Origin of the sequence: Enterobacter sp. 61D5 (assembly GCF_034107965.1) — a bacterium.
Taxonomy (GTDB): Bacteria; Pseudomonadota; Gammaproteobacteria; order Enterobacterales; family Enterobacteriaceae; genus Enterobacter; species Enterobacter cloacae_M.
Genome location: NZ_JAWNFK010000003.1, coordinates 100,503 through 125,481 on the forward strand (window position 1 = coordinate 100,503; position 24,979 = coordinate 125,481).

25 protein-coding genes are annotated in these 24,979 nt (G+C 56.2%); 17 read left to right on the forward strand and 8 right to left on the reverse strand.

The window, feature by feature from the left end; all coding sequences use genetic code 11:
• Positions 1-53 precede the first annotated feature (53 nt).
• The 8 genes from mtlD to trmL all read left to right on the forward strand — a co-directional run bounded on the left by mtlD (position 54) and on the right by trmL (position 8,143).
• Entirely contained in the window at positions 54-1,202 is a 1,149-nt protein-coding gene (mtlD, locus tag UTM25_RS02055; RefSeq protein WP_194401670.1) for a mannitol-1-phosphate 5-dehydrogenase, read from the forward strand.
• Positions 1,199-1,789 (forward strand): mannitol operon repressor MtlR, encoded by a 591-nt coding sequence (gene mtlR, locus UTM25_RS02060; RefSeq protein ID WP_047347596.1) that lies wholly within the window; start codon positions 1,199-1,201, stop codon positions 1,787-1,789. The genes mtlD and mtlR overlap by 4 nt, the downstream gene beginning before the upstream one ends.
• A gap of 58 nt (positions 1,790-1,847) precedes the next feature.
• Positions 1,848-2,210, forward strand: coding sequence for a YibL family ribosome-associated protein (locus UTM25_RS02065; RefSeq protein ID WP_010436679.1), 363 nt, complete (start codon positions 1,848-1,850; stop codon positions 2,208-2,210).
• A 281-nt stretch (positions 2,211-2,491) separates the two neighbouring features.
• Positions 2,492-4,147 carry an L-lactate permease gene (gene lldP, locus UTM25_RS02070; RefSeq protein WP_023309919.1) on the forward strand — a complete coding sequence of 552 codons (1,656 nt, stop codon included), beginning with the start codon at positions 2,492-2,494 and terminating at the stop codon, positions 4,145-4,147.
• Positions 4,144-4,917, forward strand: coding sequence for a transcriptional regulator LldR (lldR, locus tag UTM25_RS02075; RefSeq protein WP_063145474.1), 774 nt, complete (start codon positions 4,144-4,146; stop codon positions 4,915-4,917). The genes lldP and lldR overlap by 4 nt, the downstream gene beginning before the upstream one ends.
• A complete protein-coding gene (gene lldD / locus UTM25_RS02080; protein WP_045400286.1) occupies positions 4,914-6,101 on the forward strand; it encodes an FMN-dependent L-lactate dehydrogenase LldD in 1,188 nt (395 codons plus the stop codon). The genes lldR and lldD overlap by 4 nt, the downstream gene beginning before the upstream one ends.
• Before the next feature lie 182 nt (positions 6,102-6,283).
• Entirely contained in the window at positions 6,284-7,624 is a 1,341-nt protein-coding gene (locus UTM25_RS02085) for an MFS transporter (protein WP_194401669.1), read from the forward strand.
• Between the two features lie 45 nt (positions 7,625-7,669).
• Positions 7,670-8,143 (forward strand): tRNA (uridine(34)/cytosine(34)/5-carboxymethylaminomethyluridine(34)-2'-O)-methyltransferase TrmL, encoded by a 474-nt coding sequence (gene trmL / locus UTM25_RS02090; RefSeq protein ID WP_006808633.1) that lies wholly within the window; start codon positions 7,670-7,672, stop codon positions 8,141-8,143.
• Here the strand turns inward: trmL and cysE are convergent.
• The 5 genes from cysE to UTM25_RS02115 all read right to left on the reverse strand — a co-directional run bounded on the left by cysE (position 8,140) and on the right by UTM25_RS02115 (position 11,249).
• Positions 8,140-8,961: a serine O-acetyltransferase gene (gene cysE, locus UTM25_RS02095; RefSeq protein ID WP_008502718.1), complete on the reverse strand. Its 822-nt coding sequence runs from the start codon at positions 8,959-8,961 to the stop codon at positions 8,140-8,142. The genes trmL and cysE overlap by 4 nt on opposite strands.
• A gap of 74 nt (positions 8,962-9,035) precedes the next feature.
• The gene (gene gpsA, locus UTM25_RS02100) at positions 9,036-10,055 is read right to left on the reverse strand and encodes an NAD(P)H-dependent glycerol-3-phosphate dehydrogenase (RefSeq protein ID WP_045907901.1); all 1,020 of its coding nucleotides are present in this window, start codon (positions 10,053-10,055) and stop codon (positions 9,036-9,038) included.
• Complete coding sequence (gene secB, locus UTM25_RS02105; RefSeq protein ID WP_003860835.1) at positions 10,055-10,522, reverse strand: protein-export chaperone SecB; 468 nt, start codon at positions 10,520-10,522, stop codon at positions 10,055-10,057. Before secB ends, gpsA begins: the two co-directional genes overlap by 1 nt.
• Positions 10,523-10,554: 32 nt before the next feature.
• The gene (gene grxC, locus UTM25_RS02110) at positions 10,555-10,806 is read right to left on the reverse strand and encodes a glutaredoxin 3 (RefSeq protein ID WP_023309914.1); all 252 of its coding nucleotides are present in this window, start codon (positions 10,804-10,806) and stop codon (positions 10,555-10,557) included.
• A gap of 11 nt (positions 10,807-10,817) precedes the next feature.
• Positions 10,818-11,249 carry a rhodanese-like domain-containing protein gene (locus UTM25_RS02115; RefSeq protein ID WP_194401668.1) on the reverse strand — a complete coding sequence of 144 codons (432 nt, stop codon included), beginning with the start codon at positions 11,247-11,249 and terminating at the stop codon, positions 10,818-10,820.
• A gap of 247 nt (positions 11,250-11,496) precedes the next feature.
• Between UTM25_RS02115 and gpmM the strand changes: the two genes are divergently transcribed.
• From gpmM to UTM25_RS02130, 3 genes are read left to right on the forward strand one after another with little or no spacing between them, the layout of a single operon-like run.
• Positions 11,497-13,041: a 2,3-bisphosphoglycerate-independent phosphoglycerate mutase gene (gene gpmM / locus UTM25_RS02120; protein WP_194401667.1), complete on the forward strand. Its 1,545-nt coding sequence runs from the start codon at positions 11,497-11,499 to the stop codon at positions 13,039-13,041.
• Between the two features lie 33 nt (positions 13,042-13,074).
• Entirely contained in the window at positions 13,075-14,334 is a 1,260-nt protein-coding gene (gene envC / locus UTM25_RS02125; RefSeq protein WP_229231479.1) for a murein hydrolase activator EnvC, read from the forward strand.
• A gap of 3 nt (positions 14,335-14,337) precedes the next feature.
• Entirely contained in the window at positions 14,338-15,270 is a 933-nt protein-coding gene (locus UTM25_RS02130) for a divergent polysaccharide deacetylase family protein (protein WP_047059721.1), read from the forward strand.
• 3 nt (positions 15,271-15,273) lie between these two features.
• Here the strand turns inward: UTM25_RS02130 and UTM25_RS02135 are convergent, their stop codons facing one another.
• Positions 15,274-16,074, reverse strand: coding sequence for a glycosyltransferase family 2 protein (locus tag UTM25_RS02135; RefSeq protein WP_194401666.1), 801 nt, complete (start codon positions 16,072-16,074; stop codon positions 15,274-15,276).
• A 205-nt stretch (positions 16,075-16,279) separates the two neighbouring features.
• Between UTM25_RS02135 and UTM25_RS02140 the strand changes: the two genes are divergently transcribed.
• Together UTM25_RS02140 and UTM25_RS02145 are read left to right on the forward strand one after the other, a co-directional pair.
• Positions 16,280-17,485 carry a glycosyltransferase gene (locus UTM25_RS02140; RefSeq protein ID WP_194401665.1) on the forward strand — a complete coding sequence of 402 codons (1,206 nt, stop codon included), beginning with the start codon at positions 16,280-16,282 and terminating at the stop codon, positions 17,483-17,485.
• Positions 17,486-17,500: 15 nt separating this feature from the next.
• A complete protein-coding gene (locus tag UTM25_RS02145; RefSeq protein ID WP_032661890.1) occupies positions 17,501-18,415 on the forward strand; it encodes a hypothetical protein in 915 nt (304 codons plus the stop codon).
• Between the two features lie 27 nt (positions 18,416-18,442).
• On the opposite strand, the gene tdh is transcribed toward UTM25_RS02145, so the two are convergent.
• Entirely contained in the window at positions 18,443-19,471 is a 1,029-nt protein-coding gene (gene tdh / locus UTM25_RS02150; RefSeq protein WP_023309906.1) for an L-threonine 3-dehydrogenase, read from the reverse strand.
• A 9-nt stretch (positions 19,472-19,480) separates the two neighbouring features.
• Positions 19,481-20,677, reverse strand: coding sequence for a glycine C-acetyltransferase (gene kbl, locus UTM25_RS02155; RefSeq protein ID WP_194401533.1), 1,197 nt, complete (start codon positions 20,675-20,677; stop codon positions 19,481-19,483).
• Positions 20,678-20,892: 215 nt separating this feature from the next.
• Here kbl and rfaD point away from each other — a divergent pair, with 215 nt between their 5' ends.
• From rfaD to UTM25_RS02175, 4 genes are read left to right on the forward strand one after another with little or no spacing between them, the layout of a single operon-like run.
• Positions 20,893-21,825 (forward strand): ADP-glyceromanno-heptose 6-epimerase, encoded by a 933-nt coding sequence (gene rfaD, locus UTM25_RS02160; protein WP_008502707.1) that lies wholly within the window; start codon positions 20,893-20,895, stop codon positions 21,823-21,825.
• Between the two features lie 2 nt (positions 21,826-21,827).
• Positions 21,828-22,874, forward strand: coding sequence for an ADP-heptose--LPS heptosyltransferase RfaF (gene rfaF, locus UTM25_RS02165; protein WP_032661897.1), 1,047 nt, complete (start codon positions 21,828-21,830; stop codon positions 22,872-22,874).
• A gap of 3 nt (positions 22,875-22,877) precedes the next feature.
• Positions 22,878-23,861, forward strand: coding sequence for a lipopolysaccharide heptosyltransferase RfaC (gene rfaC, locus UTM25_RS02170; RefSeq protein WP_194401532.1), 984 nt, complete (start codon positions 22,878-22,880; stop codon positions 23,859-23,861).
• Positions 23,862-23,864: 3 nt separating this feature from the next.
• Entirely contained in the window at positions 23,865-24,974 is a 1,110-nt protein-coding gene (locus UTM25_RS02175; protein WP_194401531.1) for a glycosyltransferase family 9 protein, read from the forward strand.
• The last annotated feature ends 5 nt before the right edge of the window (positions 24,975-24,979 follow it).

Here is a 24,979-nt window from a genome sequence, read left to right on the forward strand (position 1 = left end):
AACGTTCCTCACCCCAGCCCTCTCGGGTAAAAACATTGATGAAGGTTAACACTATGAAAGCATTACATTTTGGCGCAGGTAATATCGGTCGTGGTTTTATCGGTAAACTGCTGGCAGACGCGGGCATTACGCTGACATTCGCCGATGTGAATCAGGTTGTCCTGGATGCCCTGAATGCGCGTCATAGCTATCAGGTTCATGTGGTCGGTGAAAACGAGCAGGTTGAGACAGTATCCGGCGTCAACGCGGTCAGCAGCATCGGTGAAGACGTTATCGACCTTATCGCCAGCGTTGATCTGGTTACCACGGCGGTAGGCCCGGTTGTCCTTGAGCGCATCGCCCCTGCAGTCGCGAAAGGCCTGGCAAAACGTAAAGCGCAGGGCATCGACACTCCGCTGAACATCATCGCCTGTGAAAACATGGTGCGCGGCACAACGCAGCTGAAAGGCCACGTTCTTAACGCTGTAGCAGACGAAGACAAAGCCTGGGTTGAAGCGCACGTCGGGTTTGTGGATTCCGCTGTGGATCGCATCGTTCCGCCGTCTGAATCCGCCACCAACGACCCGCTGGAAGTGACCGTGGAAACCTTCAGCGAGTGGATCGTAGATAAAACCCAGTTTAAAGGCGCCCTGCCGACCATTCCGGGAATGGAATTAACCGATAACCTGATGGCATTTGTCGAACGCAAACTCTTCACGCTGAACACCGGGCATGCTATAACCGCGTACCTCGGAAAATTGGCCGGTCATCAGACCATTCGTGACGCGATCCTCGATGAGAAGATCCGCGCTGTGGTAAAAGGTGCAATGGAAGAGAGCGGCGCGGTGCTGATCAAACGCTACGGTTTTGATGCTGAGAAACACGCAGCATACATCCAGAAAATCCTCGGTCGCTTTGAAAACCCGTATCTGAAAGATGACGTTGAGCGCGTGGGCCGTCAGCCTCTGCGTAAACTGAGCGCGGGCGATCGCCTGATTAAGCCGCTGCTGGGCACGCTGGAATACGGCCTGCCGCACGCCAACCTGGTGAAAGGGATTGCCGCGGCGATGCACTACCGCAGCGAGCAGGACCCGCAGGCGCAGGAACTGGCTCAGCTGATTGATACCAAAGGCGCGCAGGCTGCGCTGGCGCAGATTTCCGGTCTGGACGCCAACAGCGACGTGGTTGTGGAGGCGGTTAACGCATATAGCGCAACCAAATGATGCAGAATGCGGCGCAGGTTAGCCTGCGCCCAGATAATAGATTGTCAGATATGCAGGCAATAATGGAACAAACCCAGGCCTTTGAAAATCGTGTGCTTGAGCGTCTGAATGCTGGCAAAACCGTACGAAGCTTCCTGATTGCCGCCGTCGAATTACTGACCGAGGCGGTGAACATTCTGGTGCTTCAGGTGTTTCGCAAAGACGACTACGCGGTAAAGTATGCTGTAGAACCGTTACTGGACGGAGACGGACCGCTGGGCGATTTGTCCGTGCGTCTGAAGCTGATTTATGGTCTTGGCGTGCTGAACCGGCAAGAGTATGAAGACGCGGAGCTGTTAATGGCGCTGCGCGAAGAACTCAATCATGACGGTAACGAGTACACCTTTACCGATGATGAGATCCTGGGGCCCTTCGGCGAGCTGCACTGCGTCACCGCGCTGCCTCCTGCTCCCCATTTTGATAACAGCGACCCTGAGCTATACGCGATGCAAAAGCTGCGTTATCAACAGGTTGTCCGTTCCACGATGGTTCTCTCCCTGACTGAGCTGATTTCCCGAATCAGCTTAAAAAAAGCGTTTCAGAAGTAAGCCTGCTCACATTGGTGTATCCTTCCCTGTAAATTCCCCGTTTTCAGAGTCATTTGTCATGAAAGAAGTCGAAAAGAACGAAATTAAACGCCTGAGCGACCGCCTGGATCTGATCCGCCACCAGATGGCGGGCCTGTCACTGGTCGATTCCGCCGAGAAGTACGCCGAGCTGGAAAAAGAAGCCGCCACGCTGGAAACAGAAATCGAGCGCCTGCGCGAAGTGAAAGGTCAGAAGCTGAGCAAAGAAGCGCAGAAGCTGATGAACATGCCGCATCGCCGCGCGATTACCAAAAAAGAACAGGCCGACATGGGCAAGCTGAAAAAAAGCGTCCGTGGTCTGGTGGTGGTACACCCGATGACCGAGCTTGGCCGCGAAATGGGCCTGAAAGAGATGACAGGTTTTTGTAAGACGGCTTTCTAACCGCTCTTCCCCTCTTCCTATGGGAGAGGGCCGGGGTGAGGGCATCAGGCCCCATCCCGCTTCAAATTGGCCCAACCAATCCCCCTTTTCTTTCTTCCCCGGTTCACAATTCCATTAATTGCGCTCACAAACTCATTGCCTGGTCATAACATTTGGTTAACCATTCATTGTCATTAACCCTACAACACAACATTGGCAGGACCACTTTTACACAACCTGTGACGCAGAGTTGAGCGGAGACTCACCCGCAGCGCAGGCTGTCTGGTCCCCAGGAGACCTGCATGAGCCTCTGGCAACAAAACTACGACCCGGCCGGAAATATCTGGCTGTCGAGCCTGATCGCATCGCTTCCGATCCTGTTCTTCTTCTTTGCGCTGATTAAGCTCAAGCTGAAGGGCTACCTCGCCGCGACGTATACCGTTGCTATCGCCCTGATGGTGGCGCTGTTCTTCTATAAAATGCCGGTCGATCGCGCGCTGGCCTCCGTCGTCTACGGTTTCTTCTACGGCCTGTGGCCGATTGCGTGGATCATCATCGCGGCGGTCTTTGTCTATAAAATCTCGGTGAAAACCGGGCAGTTCGACATTATCCGCTCGTCAATCCTCTCCATCACGCCGGACCAGCGGCTGCAGATGCTGATTGTCGGCTTCTCCTTCGGGGCGTTTCTGGAAGGTGCGGCAGGCTTTGGCGCGCCGGTGGCGATCACCGCTGCGCTGCTGGTGGGTCTGGGCTTTAATCCGCTCTATGCCGCGGGTCTTTGCCTGATTGTGAACACCGCGCCGGTGGCGTTTGGCGCGATGGGCATTCCGATTCTGGTGGCGGGTCAGGTCACCGGGCTGGACAGCTTCGAGATCGGCCAGATGGTTGGCCGCCAGCTGCCCTTCCTGACAATTATCGTCCTGTTCTGGATCATGGCGATTATGGACGGCTGGCGCGGCGTGAAGGAGACCTGGCCTGCGGTGATGGTGGCGGGCGGTTCGTTCGCTATCGCCCAGTACCTCAGCTCAAACTTCCTCGGCCCGGAGCTGCCGGACATCATCTCTTCGCTGGTCTCTCTTGTCTGTCTGACGCTGTTCCTGAAACGCTGGCAGCCGGTCCGTATTTTCCGCTTCGCCGACATGGGCGCCTCGCAGGTTGATCAAACCCTGGCCCGTACGGGCTATACGGCAGGACAGGTGATCCGCGCCTGGTCGCCGTTCCTGTTCCTGACCGCAACGGTCACCCTGTGGAGCATCCCGCCGTTTAAAGCCCTGTTCGCGCCGGGCGGTGCGCTGTACGACATGGTGATTAATATCTCCGTGCCGTTCCTCGACAAGATGGTCGCCCGTATGCCGCCGGTGGTACACGCCGCCACGCCGTATGCCGCGGTCTATAAATTCGACTGGTTCTCCGCCACCGGTACCGCCATCCTGTTTGCCGCTATCCTTTCCGTAGTGTGGCTGCGCATGAAGCCTGCGGCTGCGGTACAGACCTTTGCGGCGACCGTTAAAGAGCTGATGTTGCCGATTTACTCCATCGGCATGGTGCTGGCGTTCGCGTTTATCTCGAACTACTCCGGCCTGTCGTCGACGCTGGCACTGGCGCTGGCCCATACCAGCCACGCCTTTACCTTCTTCTCGCCGTTCCTCGGCTGGCTGGGGGTGTTCCTGACCGGTTCCGATACCTCGTCTAACGCCCTGTTTGCCGCACTGCAGGCAACAGCAGCCCAGCAGATTGGCGTGTCGGACGTCCTGCTGGTGGCCGCGAATACCACCGGCGGCGTGACCGGGAAAATGATCTCTCCACAATCCATCGCCATTGCCTGTGCGGCGGTGGGACTGGTGGGTAAAGAGTCGGATCTGTTCCGCTTTACCGTGAAACACAGCCTGATATTCACCTGCATGGTCGGGGTGATCACCACCCTGCAGGCCTATGTCTTAACCTGGATGATCCCATGATAGTGATGCCCAGACGCCTGTCCGACGAGATTGCCTCTCGCGTGCGGGCGCTGATAGAAGAACAACAGCTGGAAGCGGGCATGAAGTTGCCCGCCGAACGCCAGCTCGCCGCCCAGCTTGGCGTGTCGCGCAATTCACTGCGCGAGGCGCTGGCGACGCTGGTTAGCGAAGGGGTGCTGCTGAGCCGTCGTGGCGGCGGTACCTTTGTGCGCTGGCAGCATGACGACTGGTCCGAGCAAAACATCGTGCAGCCGCTGAAGACGCTGATGGAGAACGACCCGGACTACAGCTTCGACATCCTTGAAGCGCGTCACGCCATCGAAACCAGTACCGCCTGGCACGCGGCCATGCGGGCAACCGACGCTGACAAAGAGAAACTCATCGCCTGCTTTGAGGCCACGCAAAGCAGCGACCCGGATATCGCCTCCCAGGCGGACGTCCGTTTTCACCTGGCGATTGCCGAGGCGTCACACAACGTGGTGCTGCTTCAGACCATGCGCGGGTTCTTCGACCTGCTGCAATCCTCCGTGAAGCAGAGCCGCCAGCGCATGTATCTGGTTCCGCCGGTGTTTGCCCAGCTGACCGAACAGCACGAGGCGGTGCTCAACGCCATTCTGGCCGGTGATGCCGAGGCCGCGCGCAAAGCGATGATGGCGCATCTCGGTTTCGTGCACACCACCATTAAACGATTCGATGAAGACCAGGCCCGACAGGCGCGTATTACCCGTCTGCCTGGCGACAGTGATATTTCCAGGGAGAACAAAGCATGATCATTTCAGCAGCCAGTGACTATCGCGCCGCGGCGCAGCGCATTTTGCCCCCGTTCCTGTTCCACTATATCGACGGCGGGGCGTATGCCGAATACACCCTGCGCCGCAACGTGGAAGATCTGTCGGAGGTGGCTCTGCGCCAGCGCGTGCTGAAGAATATGTCTGACCTGAGCCTTGAGACAAAACTGTTTAACGAAACGCTTTCCATGCCCGTCGCGCTCGCGCCTGTGGGCCTGTGCGGCATGTATGCCCGCCGTGGCGAAGTGCAGGCGGCCGCGGCGGCGGATGCCAAAGGCATTCCGTTTACCCTCTCTACCGTCTCGGTTTGTCCGATTGAAGAGGTCGCCCCGACCATCAAGCGGCCAATGTGGTTCCAGCTGTACGTCCTGCGCGATCGCGGCTTTATGCGCAACGCGCTCGAGCGCGCCAAAGCGGCGGGCTGCTCGACGCTGGTCTTTACCGTCGATATGCCAACGCCAGGGGCGCGCTATCGTGATGCCCACTCCGGCATGAGCGGCCCGAATGCTGCGTTACGCCGCTACTGGCAGGCCATGACCCATCCGCAGTGGGCGTGGGATGTCGGCCTGAACGGTCGTCCGCACGATCTGGGCAATATCTCGGCATACCTCGGTAAACCGACCGGGCTGGAGGATTACATTGGCTGGCTGGCGAACAACTTCGATCCGTCAATCTCGTGGAAAGACCTGGAGTGGATCCGCGAGTTCTGGGACGGCCCGATGGTGATCAAAGGGATCCTCGATCCGGAAGATGCCCGCGATGCGGTCCGCTTTGGCGCAGACGGGATTGTGGTCTCTAACCACGGCGGACGCCAGCTTGACGGGGTGCTCTCTTCCGCACGCGCTCTGCCGGCCATCGCCGATGCGGTGAAAGGCGATATTGCGATCCTGGCCGACAGCGGCATCCGCAACGGGCTGGACGTGGTGCGCATGATTGCGCTGGGCGCCGACAGCGTGCTGCTGGGACGCGCGTATCTGTATGCGCTGGCGACGGCGGGCCAGGCAGGCGTGGCGAATCTGCTCAACCTGATCGAAAAAGAGATGAAGGTGGCGATGACGCTGACAGGAGCGAAAACGATCGGTGAAATCAGCAGAGATTCTCTGGTGCAGGAGTTAAGCAAATTACCGGCGGCGCTGGCGCCACTTGCTCAGGGAAACGCGGCGTAAATTCTCCTCCGTTAATACACCTTTCTCACGCGCCCGATTTCCCCCTCGGGCGTTTTTTTACGCCAAAAATAACATCCAGATAACATATTGGATAAGAAAATTTGACATCCACCTGCCGTCCGCAATTGTATAGACAAGCAAATACAAGAACACAAAAACAACATCAAATCGGAGTGGAGCGTATGGCATATTCAGGTAAGGTGGATATTCAGCAGGTGATCGATGAGAGTCCCTTTTCAGGGTTTCACTGGCTGCTCATTGTGCTGGGCTTTCTGGTTCTGGCGATCGATGGTTTTGATACGGCAGCGATGGGTTACATCGCGCCTACGCTGTCGGCAGAATGGGGAATACACAAACAGGATCTGGGGCCGGTGCTGAGTGCGGCGCTGCTGGGGCTGTCGCTGGGCGCGCTGGTTGCCGGTCCGGTATCGGACCGGATGGGGCGCAAGCGCGTGCTGGTCTTTTCGTGCCTGTTCTTCGGCCTTGCGAGCCTGGGGACGGCCTGGGCACAAAGTCTGAATACCCTGACGCTGTGGCGCTTTCTGACGGGACTGGGGCTCGGCGCCGCAATGCCTAACGCCATCACGCTGATCTCCGAGTTTGCCCCCCAGCGCTGTCGCGCCATGGCGATCAATACCATGTACTGCGGCTTCCCTCTGGGTGCGGCGGGCGGCGGCGCGATCTCTTCCTGGCTTATCCCCCATCACGGCTGGCGAAGCGTGCTGCTGACCGGGGCAATTGCGCCGCTGGTTTTAACGCTGCTGCTGGCGCTGTTTTTACCGGAGTCCGTGAAGTTTCTGGTGCAGCGCGGGAAGGACGTCATGCAGGTCCGCCGTATCGCCAGCCGGTTCGCCCGCAGCACGCTGGATAGCGTCACGGGCTTTTTCCTGGCGGAGGAGAAAGTCGCCTCTAAAAAAGGGAGCGTGTCGCAGCTGTTTTCCATGCCCTGGCTGCCCGGCACCCTGATGCTGTGGGTGACCTATTTTATGGGCCTGGTCATTTACTACGTTCTGCTTAGCTGGATGCCGACGCTGATGCAGGGGATGGGCTATGCGCTGGCGGAATCCGCCTGGCTCACCTCGCTGTTCACCTTCGGCGGTACCGCAGGCATTCTGCTCGCGGGCTGGATGATGGACCGCTGGGAAGCGCATAAAGTTGTCGCGTGTGGTTTCGTGCTGACAATGGGCCTTATTCTTTTACTGGGTATTGAGCATAACCATATCGCCCTGTTTGGCGGGCTGATTTTCCTGATGGGGGTCGCGATGAACGGCGCGCAATCGGGCATGCAAACCCTGGCCGCCACCTTTTACCCTACCGAGTGCCGCGCGACGGGCATCGCCTGGATGCAGGGGATCGGCCGCTTTGGCGGCGTAGCGGGAACCATGACCAGCGCCCAGCTTCTCTCTATGCAGTGGCAGGCAGACAGTATTTTAATGATCCTCAGCGTGCCCGCTCTGGTGGCCGCTGCGGCAACCGTCTACAAAATGCTGTACAGCCGCTCGCAGGAACCCGGCGTCGCGTAGTAGCTCTCTTTTCTGCTATTCTGCCCCCGCAATTAAGGGGGCAGCATGCTTAACATCGTTTTATTCGAACCAGAAATTCCGCCGAATACCGGCAATATTATCCGCCTGTGTGCCAACACCGGTTTTCGTCTGCATATCATTGAGCCGATGGGCTTTACGTGGGACGACAAACGTCTGCGTCGCGCAGGGCTGGATTATCATGAATTTACCGCCGTCGTTCGCCATCACGATTACGCCGCGTTTCTGGAAGCCGAAAAGCCGCAGCGCATGTTCGCCCTGACCACCAAAGGCACGCCAGCGCATAGCGCCGTGAGCTATCAGGACGGTGACTATCTGATGTTTGGTCCGGAAACCCGCGGCCTGCCGGCCACGATTCTGGATGCCCTGCCCGCTGAGCAGAAAATCCGTATTCCGATGATGCCGGACAGCCGCAGCATGAACCTGTCGAACGCGGTGTCGGTGGTGGTGTATGAAGCATGGCGCCAGCTGGGGTATCCGGGCGCCATTCTCAGAAGTTAAATGCCGTCACCATACTCGAACGTATGGTGAATGCCGTTGAAGTGCTGATCCATGTCCATGGAAGGCTTATCGCTGTCTGGTTTACCGACGATGCGCGCCGGTACGCCAGCGGCGGTGGTATGCGGCGGCACGGGCTGGAGCACCACGGAGCCTGCGCCGATCTTCGCACCGCGCCCGACTTCGATATTGCCGAGGATTTTGGCACCCGCGCCAATCATTACCCCTTCACGGATTTTCGGATGGCGATCGCCGCTGGTTTTACCGGTACCGCCCAGGGTAACCGACTGCAGGATCGAGACGTCATCTTCAATCACCGCCGTTTCCCCGACGACAATCCCGGTGGCGTGGTCAAGCATGATCCCACGGCCAATCTTTGCCGCCGGATGAATATCGACCTGGAACGTCACAGAAACCTGGTTTTGCAGGAAGATCGCCAGCGCGCGGCGGCCTTCATTCCACAGCCAGTGGCCGATGCGGTAAGCCTGCAGGGCGTGGAAGCCTTTCAGGTACAGCAGCGGCGTAGAATATTTATCGACCGCCGGGTCACGCGTGCGCACGGCCTGAATATCGCAGGCGGCAGAGGCGATCATTTCCGGGTCTGCAGCGTAAGCCTCTTCCACCACTTCACGAATCGCGATAGCTGGCATGATCGAGGAAGCCAGCTTGTTGGCGAGCATATAGCTCAGCGCGCTGCCGAGATTTTCGTGCTTGAGTAGCGTCGCGTGGTAGAAACTGGCCAGCATAGGCTCGCAGTCGGCCAGCGCCCGGGCTTCGGCTTTAATATTGTTCCAGACGATATCCAGTTCTTCACACGGCATTGCTTACTCCAGACGATAGCTAATGACCAGCCAGTTCTGCGCTGGCTGGGTCATTCAGGTGACAACGGTTCCGACTAGTTACTGCTGCGCTCGTCCTTGCGCGCACGACCTAATAAGGTCAATGCTGCCTCGCGCGCATTTTTTCCGCAATACAATACCTGATAAATTTCCTCGGTTATTGGCATTTCGACACCGAAACGGTGCGCCAACTCGCGGACTTCTTTGGTATTGCGGTAGCCTTCAACTACCTGACCAATCTTCTCCTGCGCGTCTTTAACATCGCTGCCCTGCCCGAGCATCATGCCAAAGCGGCGGTTACGAGACTGATTGTCGGTACAGGTCAGCACCAGGTCGCCCAGGCCAGCCATCCCCATAAAGGTGGCCGGATCGGCACCCAGCGCTTCGCCCAGGCGGGACATTTCGGTCAGCCCTCGGGTGATCAGCGCCGTACGCGCATTGGCACCAAAACCAATGCCGTCTGACATCCCGGCGCCAATCGCAATCACGTTCTTCACCGCACCGCCCAGCTGCACGCCGATAAAATCGGGGTTGCTGTAGACGCGGAAGCTCTTGCCGCAGTGCAGCAGCTGTTGAAGGTCGTCGGAGAAGGCCTGATCGGTGGAGGCCAGCGAAATCGCCGTCGGCAGGCCAGCGGCCAGCTCTTTGGCAAAGGTCGGGCCGGAGATGACCGCCAGCGGGATCGCATCACCCAGCGCTTCGCGGGCAACGTCCTGCAGCAGGCGTCCGGTTTCGGCTTCCAGTCCTTTTGTCGCCCAGACAATGCGCGCATCCGGGCGCATCAGCGGCTTAATCTGACGGAGCACGTCGCCAAATACATGGCTCGGAACCACAATCAGAATGTTGCGGCTGGCCGCCAGCGCGGTCGCAAGGTCGCTTTCAAGGTGCAGGGAGTCGGGGAATGGAACGTCCGGAAGAAACGCCACATTACAACGGTCGCGTTGCAGCGTTGCGATATGTTTTGGGTCGTGGCCCCAGAGAACCACTTCGTGACCATTTCTTGCCAGCGTGATGGCAAGAGCGGTGCCGTATGAGCCGGCACCGATCACAGTCATTGACGCATTAACAGTGCTCATCAGGCATCCTGATGTTGTTCAGCACCTTCGCCAGCTTGCTGCTGCAGATAGTTCATGAACAGCGCATCAAAGTTCACTGGCGCAAGGTTCAGTTGCGGGAATGTACCGCGAGAAACCAGGCTGGTGATGCATTCACGCGCATACGGGAACAGAATGTTCGGGCAGTACGCACCCAGGCAATGCGCCATCTGGTTGCCTTCGATACCGCCGATAGAGAAGATGCCGCCCTGCTGAACTTCACACAGGAATGCAGTTTCTTCGCCCAGAGACGCGGTAACGGTCACACGCAGCACGACTTCATACACGTCATCTGCCAGTTGGGTAGATGCGGTATCCAGATCAAGTTTAACCTCTGGCTGCCAATCTTTCTGGAAAACATGCGGCGCATTTGGCGCTTCGAAAGAGACGTCCTTGGTGTAGATACGCTGGATCTGGAAAGTCATTTCGGTGTTGTTTTGTTCTGACATGGAAATACCCTTTTTAATTGTCCTAAAGTCTCTTAGCTCAGCAGCGGATCGAGTCCACCACGGGCGTCGAGCGCATACAAGTCATCACAGCCGCCAATGTGCTGCGCATCAATAAAAATCTGCGGAACCGTCGTACGACCACTACGTTTGATCATCTCTTCGCGTTTAATCGCGTCACCGTCAATTGGCAGTTCCTGGAACGTGACGCCTTTGCTGTTCAGCAGCGCTTTCGCACGATGACAGAACGGGCACGTCGCTTTGGTATAGATCTCAATATTGGCCATGACTGAACTCCTTATTTACCGCGTACCAAAGGAAGATTTTCCCCGCTCCAGCCGGAAATACCTTCTTTCAGTACCGTTACGTTTTCGAAGCCTGCTTTATGAAGCGCGCTGGCAGATTCCTGTGCCTGCATGCCGGTCGCATCGACAACGATAATCGGCTGGGTTTTGTGTTTCTCAAGCTCACCGACGTTGTTCGCTTTGATTTCAGCTGGCAACAGGTTGATTGCGCCCGCAATGTGACCTTTACGGAAATCGTCACGCTGGCGCAGATCGACCACGACGGCATCTTCTTTGTTGATCAGACGCGTCGCTTCACCACGGGTGATAACCTTAATTTTAGACGTCAGGCTCTTAAATGTGGTGAACAGCACAGCAGCCAGCAGGCCAATCCACGCGATGCTCAGAACCGGATGGCGGCTAACGAATTGCATAATTTCTTGCATGGAGGGTAACTACTCCCGACTAAGTGATAAAAAAAACCAGGACAGGAGTATACCTGTGAGTTCTGGCAAATACAGCCAACGACCATAACCTAATCCATTTTCTGCGGCATGCCACCTAAAAAAATGCCTCAAAATGGTCTGGTGAACATCTTGCCCCTGCGCTTTCTTTGATCTTCTGCGGCTATTTGATCGATTCAGCTGTAGTAAAATTACGCAAATTTTGACTCTTGAGCATGAGGTTGTCGCAATGTCGGTTTCTAAAAAACCTATGGTACTGGTGATTCTGGATGGCTATGGCTACCGTGAAGATAGCCAGGATAACGCTATTTTCAACGCCAAAACCCCGGTCATGGATGCCCTGTGGGCGAAACGTCCGCATACGCTGATTGACGCGTCTGGCCTGGAAGTAGGCCTGCCGGACCGCCAGATGGGCAACTCCGAAGTCGGTCACGTAAACCTGGGCGCCGGGCGTATTGTGTATCAGGATCTGACGCGTCTGGACGTTGAAATCAAAGAACGCACCTTCTTCTCCAACCCAACGCTGTCTGGCGCGGTCGATAAAGCCGTTGCCGCTGGCAAGGCCGTACACATCATGGGACTGCTCTCTGCTGGCGGCGTTCACAGCCACGAAGATCACATCATGGCGATGGTTGAACTGGCCGCCGAGCGCGGTGCGGAAAAAATCTATCTGCACGCCTTCCTGGACGGACGCGATACGCCACCACGCAGTGCAAAAGGCTCTCTGCAAGCCTTCGAAGAGAAATTCGCCGCGCTGGGTAAAGGCCGCGTAGCGTCCATCATTGGCCGTTACTACGCTATGGACCGCGACAACCGCTGGGATCGCGTTGAACAGGCCTATGACCTGATGACCCTGGCAATAGGTGAATTCCAGTTCGCGACCGCCGTTGAAGCGCTGGAAGCGGCCTATGCACGTGATGAAAACGACGAATTCGTGAAAGCGTCCGTGATCCGCGCTGAAGGCCAGGCCGACGCCGCCATGGAAGATGGTGACGCGCTGATCTTCATGAACTTCCGCGCTGACCGCGCGCGTGAAATCACCCGTGCCTTCGTCAACAGCGACTTCGACGGTTTTGCCCGTAAGAAAGTGGTAAAACTGGACTTCATCCAGCTGACTGAATACGCCGCAGACATCAAAGCGCCTTGCGCGTATCCGCCAGCATCTCTGGCAAATACCTTTGGCGAGTGGATGGCGAAGAACGACAAAACGCAGCTGCGTATCTCCGAAACCGAGAAGTACGCACACGTCACCTTCTTCTTTAACGGCGGCGTTGAAGAGCCGTTCAAAGGCGAAGACCGCATTCTGATCAACTCCCCGAAAGTCGCTACCTACGATCTGCAGCCAGAAATGAGCTCTGCAGAATTGACGGAAAAACTGGTTGCGGCCATCAAGAGCGGTAAGTACGACACCATCATCTGTAACTACCCGAACGGCGACATGGTTGGGCATACCGGGGTGATGGAAGCGGCAGTGAAAGCGGTTGAAGCGCTGGACCACTGCGTTGAGCAGGTAGCGAAAGCGGTTGAATCCGTTGGCGGCCAGCTGCTGATCACCGCTGACCACGGTAACGCTGAACAGATGCGCGACCCGGCGACTGGCCAGGCGCACACGGCCCATACCAACCTGCCTGTTCCGCTGATTTATGTGGGTGATAAATCACTGAAAGCAGTGGAAGGCGGCAAGCTTTCTGACATCGCGCCAACCATGCTGTCGCTAATGGGTATGCCGATCCCTGAAGAGATGACTGGTAAGCCGCTGTTCATCGTGGAATAATCGCTCCCCATGAGGGGAAAGGCGATTTTTTCAATCACATGGGTCGTGAAGCCGCTTAGGTTATCAGTCAGACCTCTGTTTTACGCCAGCGCACTCAGCGCTGGCGTATTGCTGTGCGCCGCATCCGCCCACGCGGATGACCGCGACCAGCTGAAATCTATTCAGGCCGATATCGCCGCCAAAGAGCGTGCGGTACGCCAGCAGCAGCAGCAGCGCTCCGCTCTGCTCGCCCAGCTTAAGCAGCAGGAAGAGGCGATCTCCGCCGCCACGCGTAAACTCCGTGAAACGCAAAACACCCTCGCCCAGTTGAATAAACAGATCGACGAGATGAACGCGTCGATTGCCAAACTCGAGCGCCAGCGTGATGCGCAGGAGCGCAATCTTGCTGCACAGCTTGATGCCGCATTCCGCCAGGGTGAACATACCGGACTCCAGCTGATCCTCAGCGGCGAAGAGAGCCAGCGCGGCCAGCGCCTGCAGGCCTACTTTGGCTATCTCAACCAGGCGCGTCAGGAGACGATCGCGCAGCTGAAGCAGACGCGCGAAGAGGTCTCCACGCAAAAAGCCGAGCTGGAAGAGAAGCAGAGCCAGCAGCAGACGCTGCTCTACGATCAGCAGGCCCAGCAGGCGAAGCTTGAGCAGGCTCGCAACGAGCGTAAGAAAACCCTTTCCGGCCTTGAATCCTCCATTCAGGAAGGTCAGAGCCAGCTAAGCGAAATGCGCGCCAACGAATCAAAACTGCGTAACAGCATCGCTCGTGCGGAAGCGGCGGCGAAAGCGCGCGCCGAAAAAGAGGCTCGCGAGGCGCAGGCCGTTCGCGACAAGCAGCAGGAAGCGTCCCGCAAAGGCACTACCTACAAGCCAAGCGAGAGCGAACGTTCCCTGATGTCGCGTACCGGCGGTTTGGGTTCTCCTCGCGGTCAGGCTTTCTGGCCCGTTCGCGGTTCAATTCTGCATCGCTATGGCGAACAGCTGCAGGGTGAGCTACGTTGGAAAGGGATAGTTATCGGTGCGTCTGAAGGTAGCGAAGTAAAAGCCATTGCCGATGGCCGCGTGATTCTGGCCGACTGGCTGCAGGGTTACGGACTGGTGGTGGTGGTTGAACACGGTAAAGGTGATATGAGTCTTTACGGCTACAACCAGAGCGCGCTGGTCAGCGTCGGCACGCAGGTGCGCGCAGGCCAACCCATCGCCCTTGTGGGCAGCAGTGGCGGTCAGGGCCGCCCGTCACTCTATTTCGAAATTCGTCGCCAGGGTCAGGCGGTCAATCCACAGCCGTGGTTGGGAAGATAAGTTTTGCTTCAATTTCGTCGAATGGTTTTCTCCGTCGTCAGCGCGCTGGCGCTGGCTGCACCGGTATACGCAGGTAAACTCGCTATCGTGATTGATGACTTCGGTTATCGTCCACACTATGAAAATCAGGTGCTGGCGATGCCGTCGGCCATCTCTGTCGCCGTTCTTCCAAATGCGCCCCACGCGCGTGAGATGGCGACCAAAGCCCATAACAGCGGTCATCAGGTGCTGATCCACCTGCCGATGGCCCCGCTCAGCAAGCAGCCGCTGGAAAAAGACACTCTGCGCCCGGATATGAGCAGCGAGGAGATCGAGCGCATCATCCGCGACGCCTACAACAAAGTGCCGTATGCCGTAGGGCTGAACAACCATATGGGCAGCGCGATGACCTCAAGCCTGTACGGGATGCTCAAAGTGATGCAGGCTCTGGAGCGTTACAACCTCTACTTCCTCGACAGCATGACCATCGGCAACAGCCAGGCAATGCGTGCCGCTCAGGGAACGGGCGTAAAGGTGATTAAGCGCAAGGTGTTCCTGGATGATACCCAGAACGAAGCCGATATCCGCATGCAGTTTAATCGAGCGGTACAGCTGGCTCGCCGCAATGGCTCAGCCATCGCCATCGGTCACCCACACCCGTCTACCGTTCGCGTTCTGCAGCAGATGCTGCCGACCTTGCCTGCCGATATCACGCTGGTGCGTCCGAGCGATCTGCTGAACGAGCCGCAGGTGGATACCTCTACACCAAATTCTGCGCAGCCTGTCCCGACAGCGCCGCGCAATCCGTTCCGCGGCGTGAAGCGCTGTGTACCTAAGCAACCGCTTGAACCGGTCTATGCAACCCGCTTCTTCTCCGTCATCGGAGACAGCATCAGTAACAGTACGCTGGTGAAATACGTCCAGCAGCAGTGGCAGGGATGGGGTAAGAAAGCCTGACGCTTATTTCGCAATCTGAGAGTCCGTCTGCTCGTTAGCAACGGGCTCTTTTTTTTCCTGATGCTGATACCAGGATTTGAAATACTTCAAAAAGCTATAGGCTGTGGCATACAGTCCCGTTGCCACCCCCACTTTGCCCTTACGCCAGGCACCGCTAAACAGATACCATTTGAAAAAAGCCCCGATGGCGCTGATTACGCCGCGCCCAATTGAGGGCCGTATTTTTTGATATTGAACCAGGCGGGTTGTATAACAATTTAATTTGTTAAAAAGCTCATGCAGCGTGGGAAACGTATCATGTTTTACATAACCCGGAATACGTTCACAATGGAGAAAACCTTCGACCTGATCGTCTACCGGTCGGTTATTAAACCGGGACTGGTTACGGTTAAAAAGACGCACAGGATAATCGGGAGATGAAACAGGATAAATCGTCCGGACTTCCTCACCCAGAACAAACCAGTGGCGGCAAATTTGCCATGCCATTCCCGGCTCTGGCTCATCGCCCGCTTTTAAAGTTAAAACGGCATTAACCGTTTCCCGGTCAAGAATTTCGTCGCTGTCGATGCACAGGACCCAGTCATGGCTGGCTAAGGATATGGCATAGTTCATCTGCTCGCCATGCCAGCCAAATTTTTTATAGACGGGTTGCAGGCCAAAGCTTTCACAAATATATCGTGTTTTGTCCGTACTGCCAGAATCGACCACGACAATTTCATCCGCTATTTCCAAAAGAGGCGGGATAACATCGTGCAATAATCTTTCAGAATTAAACGTTAATAAGCAGACCGTTATTTTAAACATTTTCCCACTTTCAATAGCAGCCTAAATTAATATTATTAATACTATATAAATGAGTAGAGACGATTAAAGTCCTGAATCACACTTTTCAAATAAGCACGTTTGAAATGTTGTCTAATCCTGAAGCGCAATAAAATAGAAAAATCTATTTTATTTCAACAGATTCTTTATAATGCAGTCAGTTGAAGGGTAGCACACGGATTCAGACATGCCGCACAAAAGTAAAATTCTCCTCCTGGATACGGGTAAAGAATGGGGGGGAGGCACCAACAGTATGCTTGAGCTCCTGAAGCGAATTAATCGCGATAAATTCGATATTACCTGTTGTTTTTACAGTGATTATAGTCGTGCTGAAGGTGAGACGATTGGCCAGGTGCTCAACGGCATCGGCATCCCACTCATCGTGATCCCTCAACGCCAGCAGCCGGTCTGGGCCAAATTGCTGAAGGAAGCGGGACGTAGCCTGCTGTTTTTCTCACGCGGCGCCCGCAAGGCATTTACACGTCATGTGGATATCATGTGGCGCATCAGGCCTAACGTCAGCAAAATCGAAACCCTTTTCACGCAGGGCGGTTTCGATACGCTCTATATGAATAACCAGCCGGGCTCAAACGAGGAAGGCTATCTGGCGGCAGCGAACCTGCAGGCGCGGTTGATCCAGCACTGCCGCATTGAACCTGTTTTGACCCCACCGCTGGTGAAACTGGTGAATGCCCATGCCACAAAAATCATCGCGGTCTCGCACGGCGTTGAACGCGTGTTGCTAGAGCATGGCGTCCGGCCCGAACTGTGTACGACGGTCAATAATGCCATCGACATCCACCAGCCTTTACCTGACCGACGCGCGATGCGCCAGCGCCTGAACATTGATGACGACACGTTTGTGTTCGGCAGTATCGGGTCGTTAATCCCTCGCAAAGCCAACCACCACACGCTGGAGGCGCTGGCACAGTTCAGCCAGAAGCATCCCCAGGCGAAATGGAAAATGGTGCTGGTCGGCGAAGGTGCCGAACGCCGCGCTTTAGCGGAACAGGCCCGAGCGCTGGGAATTGAATCCCGCGTCATCTTCACCGGTTTTCAGAATACCCCCTTTGATTACCTCGCTACGTTTGACGCCTTTATTCTCGCCTCAAAAAGCGAAGGGCTGCCGCGCGTGGTGCTGGAAGCGATGCTTCTCAATATCCCCGTGATTGGCTCTCAGGTGACCGGCACGGCGGAATTGATTAATCATGATTCGACAGGGCTGCTATTCCCCTGGAGCGATGTTTCACAGCTTGCACAGCATTTGGACAATATCTGGTCAGATGCGGACCTGCGGGCTCGACTGGCTGCGGCCGCATACCAGAACGTCTGTCATACCTATGCCATCGAAAACTATGTCAGCGGTGTCGAAGCCGTGCTTGGCGCGCACTAACCAAACGAGATAACTATGTTTAAATTTCTTAATGCTCGCTATCGTCATATCACCGGGCGACACAACATTCCTTACAGCTCTCTGCCCGTGACGGGCGCGCTTGCTGCGGTGGATTCTATTGTGATTCCGTGTACCGGCGCAGATTTCGTCGAAGAAGCATTACTCTCTGCCACCTTCGCGGAACGCTATGCCACCGGGGTGAGCGAAATCGTCATCGTCAGCGATCAGCCTGAATCCGCCTTTGGGGTACTGCCGCCGAAAACACGCGTAGTGACGCTTAACCTTCCGGTTCGTGAGGAAGGTTACCGCTATAAGCAGATCTACCTCAGCCGTCTGGTGAAGCTTAACGCCCCGCTGCAGGCGCGCGGTGAAGGCGTATTGATGATCGATTCCGATCTCAACCTGCTGAAAATGCCTGAGATCAACATGGCCGATATGCATATCTACTCCAGCTTCCGTCAGGGCAAAATGATTGCCAAGCTGGACGGTGCGCCAGCGGAGAAAGTGCCGGCATATTACAAGGAGACGGTGCGCCCGTATCTGGTCGATCACGTTAACGGCGCGTTTCTCGCGGCAACAAAAAAAACCTGGCGCCGTATCTGCCCGCTGTGGCTGACGCTGTTCCAGGATACCTGGGAGCTGATGGACGACACGCAGCCGCCGACCGATCAGCTGCCCCTCGCCGCGCTGCTGGACATGCTGGATCTAAAAACGGTTAACCTGGGCGACTGGATGAACTGGCCGGTCTCCAAGAAGATCGGTGGTCAGGAAGCCGTTGTACCGAAAGAGGTGATTGGCGCGCACGGCGGCTTCCCTCTCTCCGAATGGCAGAAGTATCTTGAATCGCCGGATAACAAACTGCTGTTCAAAGGCCAGGACTACACCCGCAAGGTGCGTTACCTGACGGACGAAGAGAAAAAGAATCAATGAAAAAAGGGGCCTCAGGCCCCTTTTTGATTACTTATCCCAGCTCAGGATCACTTTCCCTGACTGGCCGGAACGCATAGCGTCGAAGCCCTGCTGGAACTCATCGATGGAGAAGCGGTGAGTAATAATCGGGGACAGATCCAGACCGGACTGGATCAGCGCTGCCATCTTGTACCAGGTCTCGAACATCTCGCGGCCATAGATGCCCTTGATGAACAGCCCCTTGAAGATGACTTTGTTCCAGTCGATAGACATGTCTGACGGCGGAATACCCAGCATCGCGATACGGCCACCGTGATTCATGGTGTCGAGCATGGTGCGGAACGCCGGCGGCGCGCCGGACATCTCCAGGCCAACGTCAAAACCTTCGGTCATGCCCAGCTCTTCCATCACGTCGGTCAGGCTCTCTTTCGAGACATCTACCGCACGGGTGACGCCCATTTTGCGCGCCAGCGACAGACGGTATTCGTTCACGTCGGTGATCACAACGTTGCGCGCGCCCACGTGCTTCGCCACCGCTGCCGCCATAATGCCGATTGGGCCCGCGCCGGAGACCAGCACGTCTTCACCGACCAGGTCGAAGGAGAGCGCCGTGTGCACCGCGTTGCCGAACGGGTCGAAGATGGAGGCCAGATCGTCAGAGATATTGTCCGGGATTTTGAACGCGTTAAACGCCGGGATCACCAGGTATTCCGCGAAGCAGCCCGGGCGGTTTACGCCCACGCCAATGGTATTACGGCACAGGTGAGTACGCCCGCCGCGGCAGTTACGGCAGTGGCCGCAGGTAATATGGCCTTCACCGGAGACGCGATCGCCAATTTGGAAGCCTTTCACTTCCTGGCCGATACCCACCACTTCACCGACATATTCGTGACCGACAACCATCGGTACCGGAATGGTTTTCTGCGACCACTGGTCCCAGTTGTAGATGTGAACGTCAGTACCGCAGATGGCGGTTTTACGAATTTTGATCAGCAGATCGTTATGACCGACTTCCGGCTCCGGCACGTCGGTCATCCAAATCCCTTCTTCCGCTTTCAGTTTGGATAACGCTTTCATCACACGTCCTCAGGCAATTACGCCCAGCTGTTTGCCGATGCGGGTAAAGGCTTCCACCGCACGTTCAATTTGTTCAGGCGTATGCGCCGCAGACATCTGGGTGCGGATACGCGCCTGACCTTTTGGCACCACCGGGAAGAAGAACCCGGTGACGTAAATCCCTTCTTTCTGCAGCTCGCGGGCAAATTGCTGCGCGACGACCGCATCGCCCAGCATCACCGGAATGATCGCGTGGTCAGCACCGGCCAGGGTAAACCCTGCGGCGCTCATTTTTTCACGGAACAGACGGGCGTTGGACCACAGGCGGTCGCGCAGCTCAGCGCCGGACTCCACCATCTCCAGCACTTTGATGGAGGCAGAAACAATCGCCGGCGCCAGGGAGTTGGAGAACAGATACGGGCGGGAGCGCTGACGCAGCCACTCGACCACCTCTTTACGCGCGGCGGTATAGCCGCCGGACGCGCCGCCGAGCGCTTTGCCCAGCGTACCGGTGATGATGTCCACGCGGCCCATCACGTCACAGTATTCGTGGGAACCGCGGCCGTTTTCGCCGACAAAACCGACCGCGTGAGAGTCATCAACCATCACCAGCGCGTCGTATTTATCCGCCAGGTCGCAAACGCCCTTCAGGTTGGCGATCACGCCGTCCATGGAGAACACGCCGTCGGTGGCGATCAGCACGTGGCGAGCACCCGCTTCACGAGCCTCTTTCAGGCGCGCTTCCAGCTCGACCATGTCGTTGTTGGCGTAGCGGAAACGCTTCGCTTTACACAGGCGTACGCCGTCGATGATGGAGGCGTGGTTCAGGGCGTCGGAGATAATGGCATCTTCTGCTCCAAGCAGGGTCTCAAACAGACCGCCGTTGGCGTCAAAGCAGGAGGAGTACAGAATCGCGTCTTCCATTCCGAGGAAGCTCGCCAGCTTTTGCTCAAGCTGCTTGTGGCTGTCCTGCGTACCGCAGATAAAGCGTACGGAGGCCATGCCGAAACCGTGGGTGTCCATGCCGTTTTTTGCAGCGGCAATCAGCTCAGGGTGATTCGCAAGACCTAAATAGTTGTTCGCACAAAAGTTGATCACATGGCTGCCGTCGGCAACGGTGATGTCCGCCTGCTGGGCAGACGTGATAATACGCTCTTCCTTGAACAACCCTTCCGCACGTGCGGTCTCGAGGTCGCTGTTTAACTGTTTGTAAAAATCACCACGCATTGCAATTCTCCAGACTCGGCAAATTTCGGGACATATTACCCAAACCTATAGTTCATGACGAGATGACACGTCATCTCTTGTCGTTTTTGCAGCATAAATCACGCGTACCCCTGCGCTGTGAAGGTGAATGGCTGAAGGGCAGCCATACTAATGATATGATAGAGACATTAGCGTCCGGGATTGTCCCCGGGCTCCACACTTCAAAGGTTACAGTTATGATCATCGTTACCGGCGGCGCGGGCTTTATCGGCAGCAATATTGTTAAGGCTCTCAATGACAAAGGCATCACCGACATCCTGGTGGTTGACAACCTGAAAGACGGCACCAAGTTCGTCAACCTGGTGGATCTGAACATCGCTGACTACATGGATAAAGAAGACTTCCTTATCCAGATTATGGCAGGCGAAGAGTTCGGCGAGATCGAAGCCATCTTCCACGAAGGTGCGTGCTCTTCCACCACCGAGTGGGACGGTAAGTACATGATGGACAACAACTATCAGTACTCCAAAGAGATCCTGCACTACTGCCTGGAGCGTGAAATTCCGTTCCTGTATGCCTCTTCCGCGGCAACCTACGGCGGCCGCACCTCTGACTTCATCGAATCTCGCGAGTACGAGCAGCCGCTGAACGTCTACGGTTACTCCAAATTCCTGTTCGACGAGTACGTGCGTCAGGTGCTGCCAGAAGCGAACTCGCAGATCGTCGGCTTCCGTTATTTCAACGTCTACGGACCGCGCGAAGGCCACAAAGGCAGCATGGCGAGCGTGGCGTTCCACCTGAACACCCAGTTGAATAACGGTGAAAGCCCGAAACTGTTCGAAGGCAGCGACGGCTTTAAGCGCGACTTCGTTTACGTGGGCGACGTTGCCGCAGTGAACCTGTGGTTCTGGGAAAACGGCGTATCCGGCATCTTCAACCTGGGTACCGGCCGCGCGGAGTCCTTCCAGGCCGTGGCTGACGCAACGCTGGCGTATCACAAAAAAGGCAGCATCGAGTACATTCCGTTCCCTGACAAGCTGAAAGGCCGTTATCAGGCGTTCACCCAGGCCGATCTGACCAACCTGCGCGCCGCAGGCTACGACAAGCCGTTCAAGACCGTTGCCGAAGGCGTAACGGAATATATGGCCTGGCTGAACCGCGACGCGTAAGTATGAAGATTCTGGTGATCGGCCCGTCATGGGTGGGCGACATGATGATGTCGCAAAGTCTCTATCGCACGCTCAAGGCGCGTTATCCCCAGGCGATAATCGACGTGATGGCACCCGCATGGTGCCGTCCGCTGTTGTCGCGTATGCCGGAAGTGAACGAGGCGATCCCGATGCCGCTTGGCCACGGGGCGCTGGAAATTGGCGAACGCCGTAAACTCGGCCATAGCCTGCGCGAGAAGCGCTACGATCGGGCGTATGTCCTGCCAAACTCCTTTAAATCCGCCCTGGTGCCTTTTTTTGCGGGTATTCCACATCGCACCGGCTGGCGCGGTGAAATGCGCTACGGCCTGCTGAACGATGCGCGGGTGCTGGATAAAGAGGCATGGCCGCTGATGGTGGAGCGCTATGTGGCGCTGGCCTACGACAAAGGCGTGATGCGCAGTGCGAAAGATCTGCCGCAGCCGCTGCTCTGGCCACAGCTTCAGGTCAACGACGGTGAAAAATCCCAGACCTGTAACGCGTTTGGTCTTTCGTCTGAACGCCCGATGATTGGCTTCTGCCCCGGTGCAGAGTTCGGGCCGGCAAAACGCTGGCCGCACTACCACTATGCGGAGCTGGCGAAACAGCTGATTGACGAAGGCTACCAGATTGTCCTGTTCGGTTCGGCAAAGGACCACGAGGCAGGCAACGAAATTCTCGCGACGCTCAGTAATGAACAGCAGGCCTGGTGCCGCAACCTGGCGGGAGAAACGCAGCTTGAACAGGCGGTTATTCTGATTGCCGCCTGTAAGGCTGTGGTCAGTAACGATTCGGGCCTGATGCACGTCGCTGCCGCGCTCAACCGCCCGCTGGTGGCGCTGTATGGCCCAAGTAGCCCGGACTTCACGCCCCCGCTTTCTCATAAAGCGCGCGTCATCCGCCTGATCACGGGCTACCATAAAGTTCGCAAGGGCGATGCCGCAGAAGGCTACCATCAGAGCCTGATCGACATTACGCCAGAGCGCGTTCTCGAAGAGCTTAACGAACTGCTGTTGAGCGAAGAAGGATAACGAATGCGGGTATTGATCGTTAAAACCTCTTCGATGGGCGATGTTCTGCATACGCTCCCGTCACTGACGGACGCTATGCGGGCCATTCCCGGCATTCGTTTTGACTGGGTGGTGGAAGAAGGCTTCGCGCAGATCCCCACCTGGCATGAAGCGGTTGACCGCGTGATCCCGGTGGCGATTCGCCGCTGGCGCAAAGCGTGGTTCTCCGCGCCGATTAAAGCCGAACGCAAGGCCTTCCGTGAGGCGGTGCAGGTACAGCATTACGACGCTATCATCGACGCCCAGGGGCTGGTGAAAAGCGCCGCGCTGGTGACGCGTCTGGCACACGGCGTAAAACACGGCATGGACTGGCACACCGCCCGCGAACCGCTGGCGAGCCTGTTCTATAATCGTCGACACCACATCGCAAAGCAGCAGCACGCCGTCGAACGTACCCGCGAGCTGTTTGCAAAAAGCCTGGGCTACGCGAAACCGGAAACCCAGGGCGACTACGCCATTGCGCAGCACTTTTTGCGCAATACAGATCCCTGTGCTCAGCCTTATCTTGTCTTCCTGCATGCCACAACGCGCGACGATAAACACTGGCCGGAATCGCACTGGCGAAGCCTGATTGAACTAATGCAACCCACCGACATCCATATTAAACTCCCGTGGGGTGCCGAACATGAGCGGCAGCGTGCAGAGCGTCTGGCAGCAGGCTTTTCACACGTCGAAGTATTGCCGAAACTCACGCTGGCGCAGGTTGCAGCGCAGCTGGCGGGAGCGAATGCTGTTGTTTCCGTTGATACAGGTTTAAGCCATTTAACCGCGGCGCTGGATCGTCCGAATATTACGATTTTTGGTCCGACCGATCCTGGATTGATCGGGGGTTACGGCAAAAACCAGCATCAGATGGTCAGCCCGACCCAGCAAACGAAGGATATCAGCGCAGATGCTATTTTTTCATTTTTACAGGGCAGCCGTTGGCTTTCCAACAGGGATATCTAACGCATGAGTTACGTATTTCTGCTGATTTTACTCTTTCCGGTGAAGCTTATCCGGAAGCTGTTCCGCAAAGAGACAGGTAAAAACCTGGTCATTCAGACAGCAAAAATCGGCGATTTTGTTAATGCAACGCCCCTTCTGGCATACCTGCAAAAAAGCGACGTGCTCATCAGTCGTAGCGTGGGTGCGCTGTCAAAGCATGATGAGACGATCGATAAGATTTTTTTTATCGAGCAGCATAAGCGTAACCTGTGGCGAAAGCTGGTCTTTGCCTGCCGGATCATGAACCGCTATGACAATGTCTATCTCCTGCAACCCAACAGCGTGAACCTCTTTTTCGCCTCCGTATGTAACGCTAAAAACAAACAGTTTTTAAGCACTTACACGCGAAGATGGTATCACGGTATTTTCTATGCAACGGCAGACGGCACTGTTGAACACGGCAGAAAGACGCTGTCGGTCACGAACTATCTCAAACTGGCCGATCGCACCTTAACCTGGAAAGACTCGCCAAAGCACGCCACAAAGCCGCTTTTCAAACCGGCGACCTATCCGGCAATCCTCGATAAACCCGGCGTGATCCGCATTGGCATCAGCGTAGCCGCGGGAAATAAAGCGAAAACCGTTCCGCCGGTCATCTGGAAGCAAATTGCCGATCGTCTCGCCGACCTGCCCTGCGAGTTTTATGTGTTTGGCGCCCCGAATGAACAATCGTGGATGGATGACATCACCCGCGCTTATGGTGAACTACCCAACTTTATTAACCTGATTGGCAAAATCTCGCTTGAAGAGCTGCCGTGGGCCATTTCTAAAATGGATTGCTATATCGCGTCTGACTCGGGGAATGTCTACATTGCCGATGCGGTCGACGTGCCGGTAATTTTACTGTTCGGGCCTTGTTGCCACTATGAACAGCGTCCTCTGGGCAACGTATTGCTGATTGGTAATGATGACAACATTTGCTCATATGTTTTTGAAACACGATATTACTTCTCACAGAGCCGGGAAGAACTCTTCGCTGTAACAGACGAAGCGCTACGTGAACTCAAAAATTTTATTTGCGAGTTACCAACAATTAACGCAACTGCATACTCCTTTGATGCTCAGGAAAACTGATTATT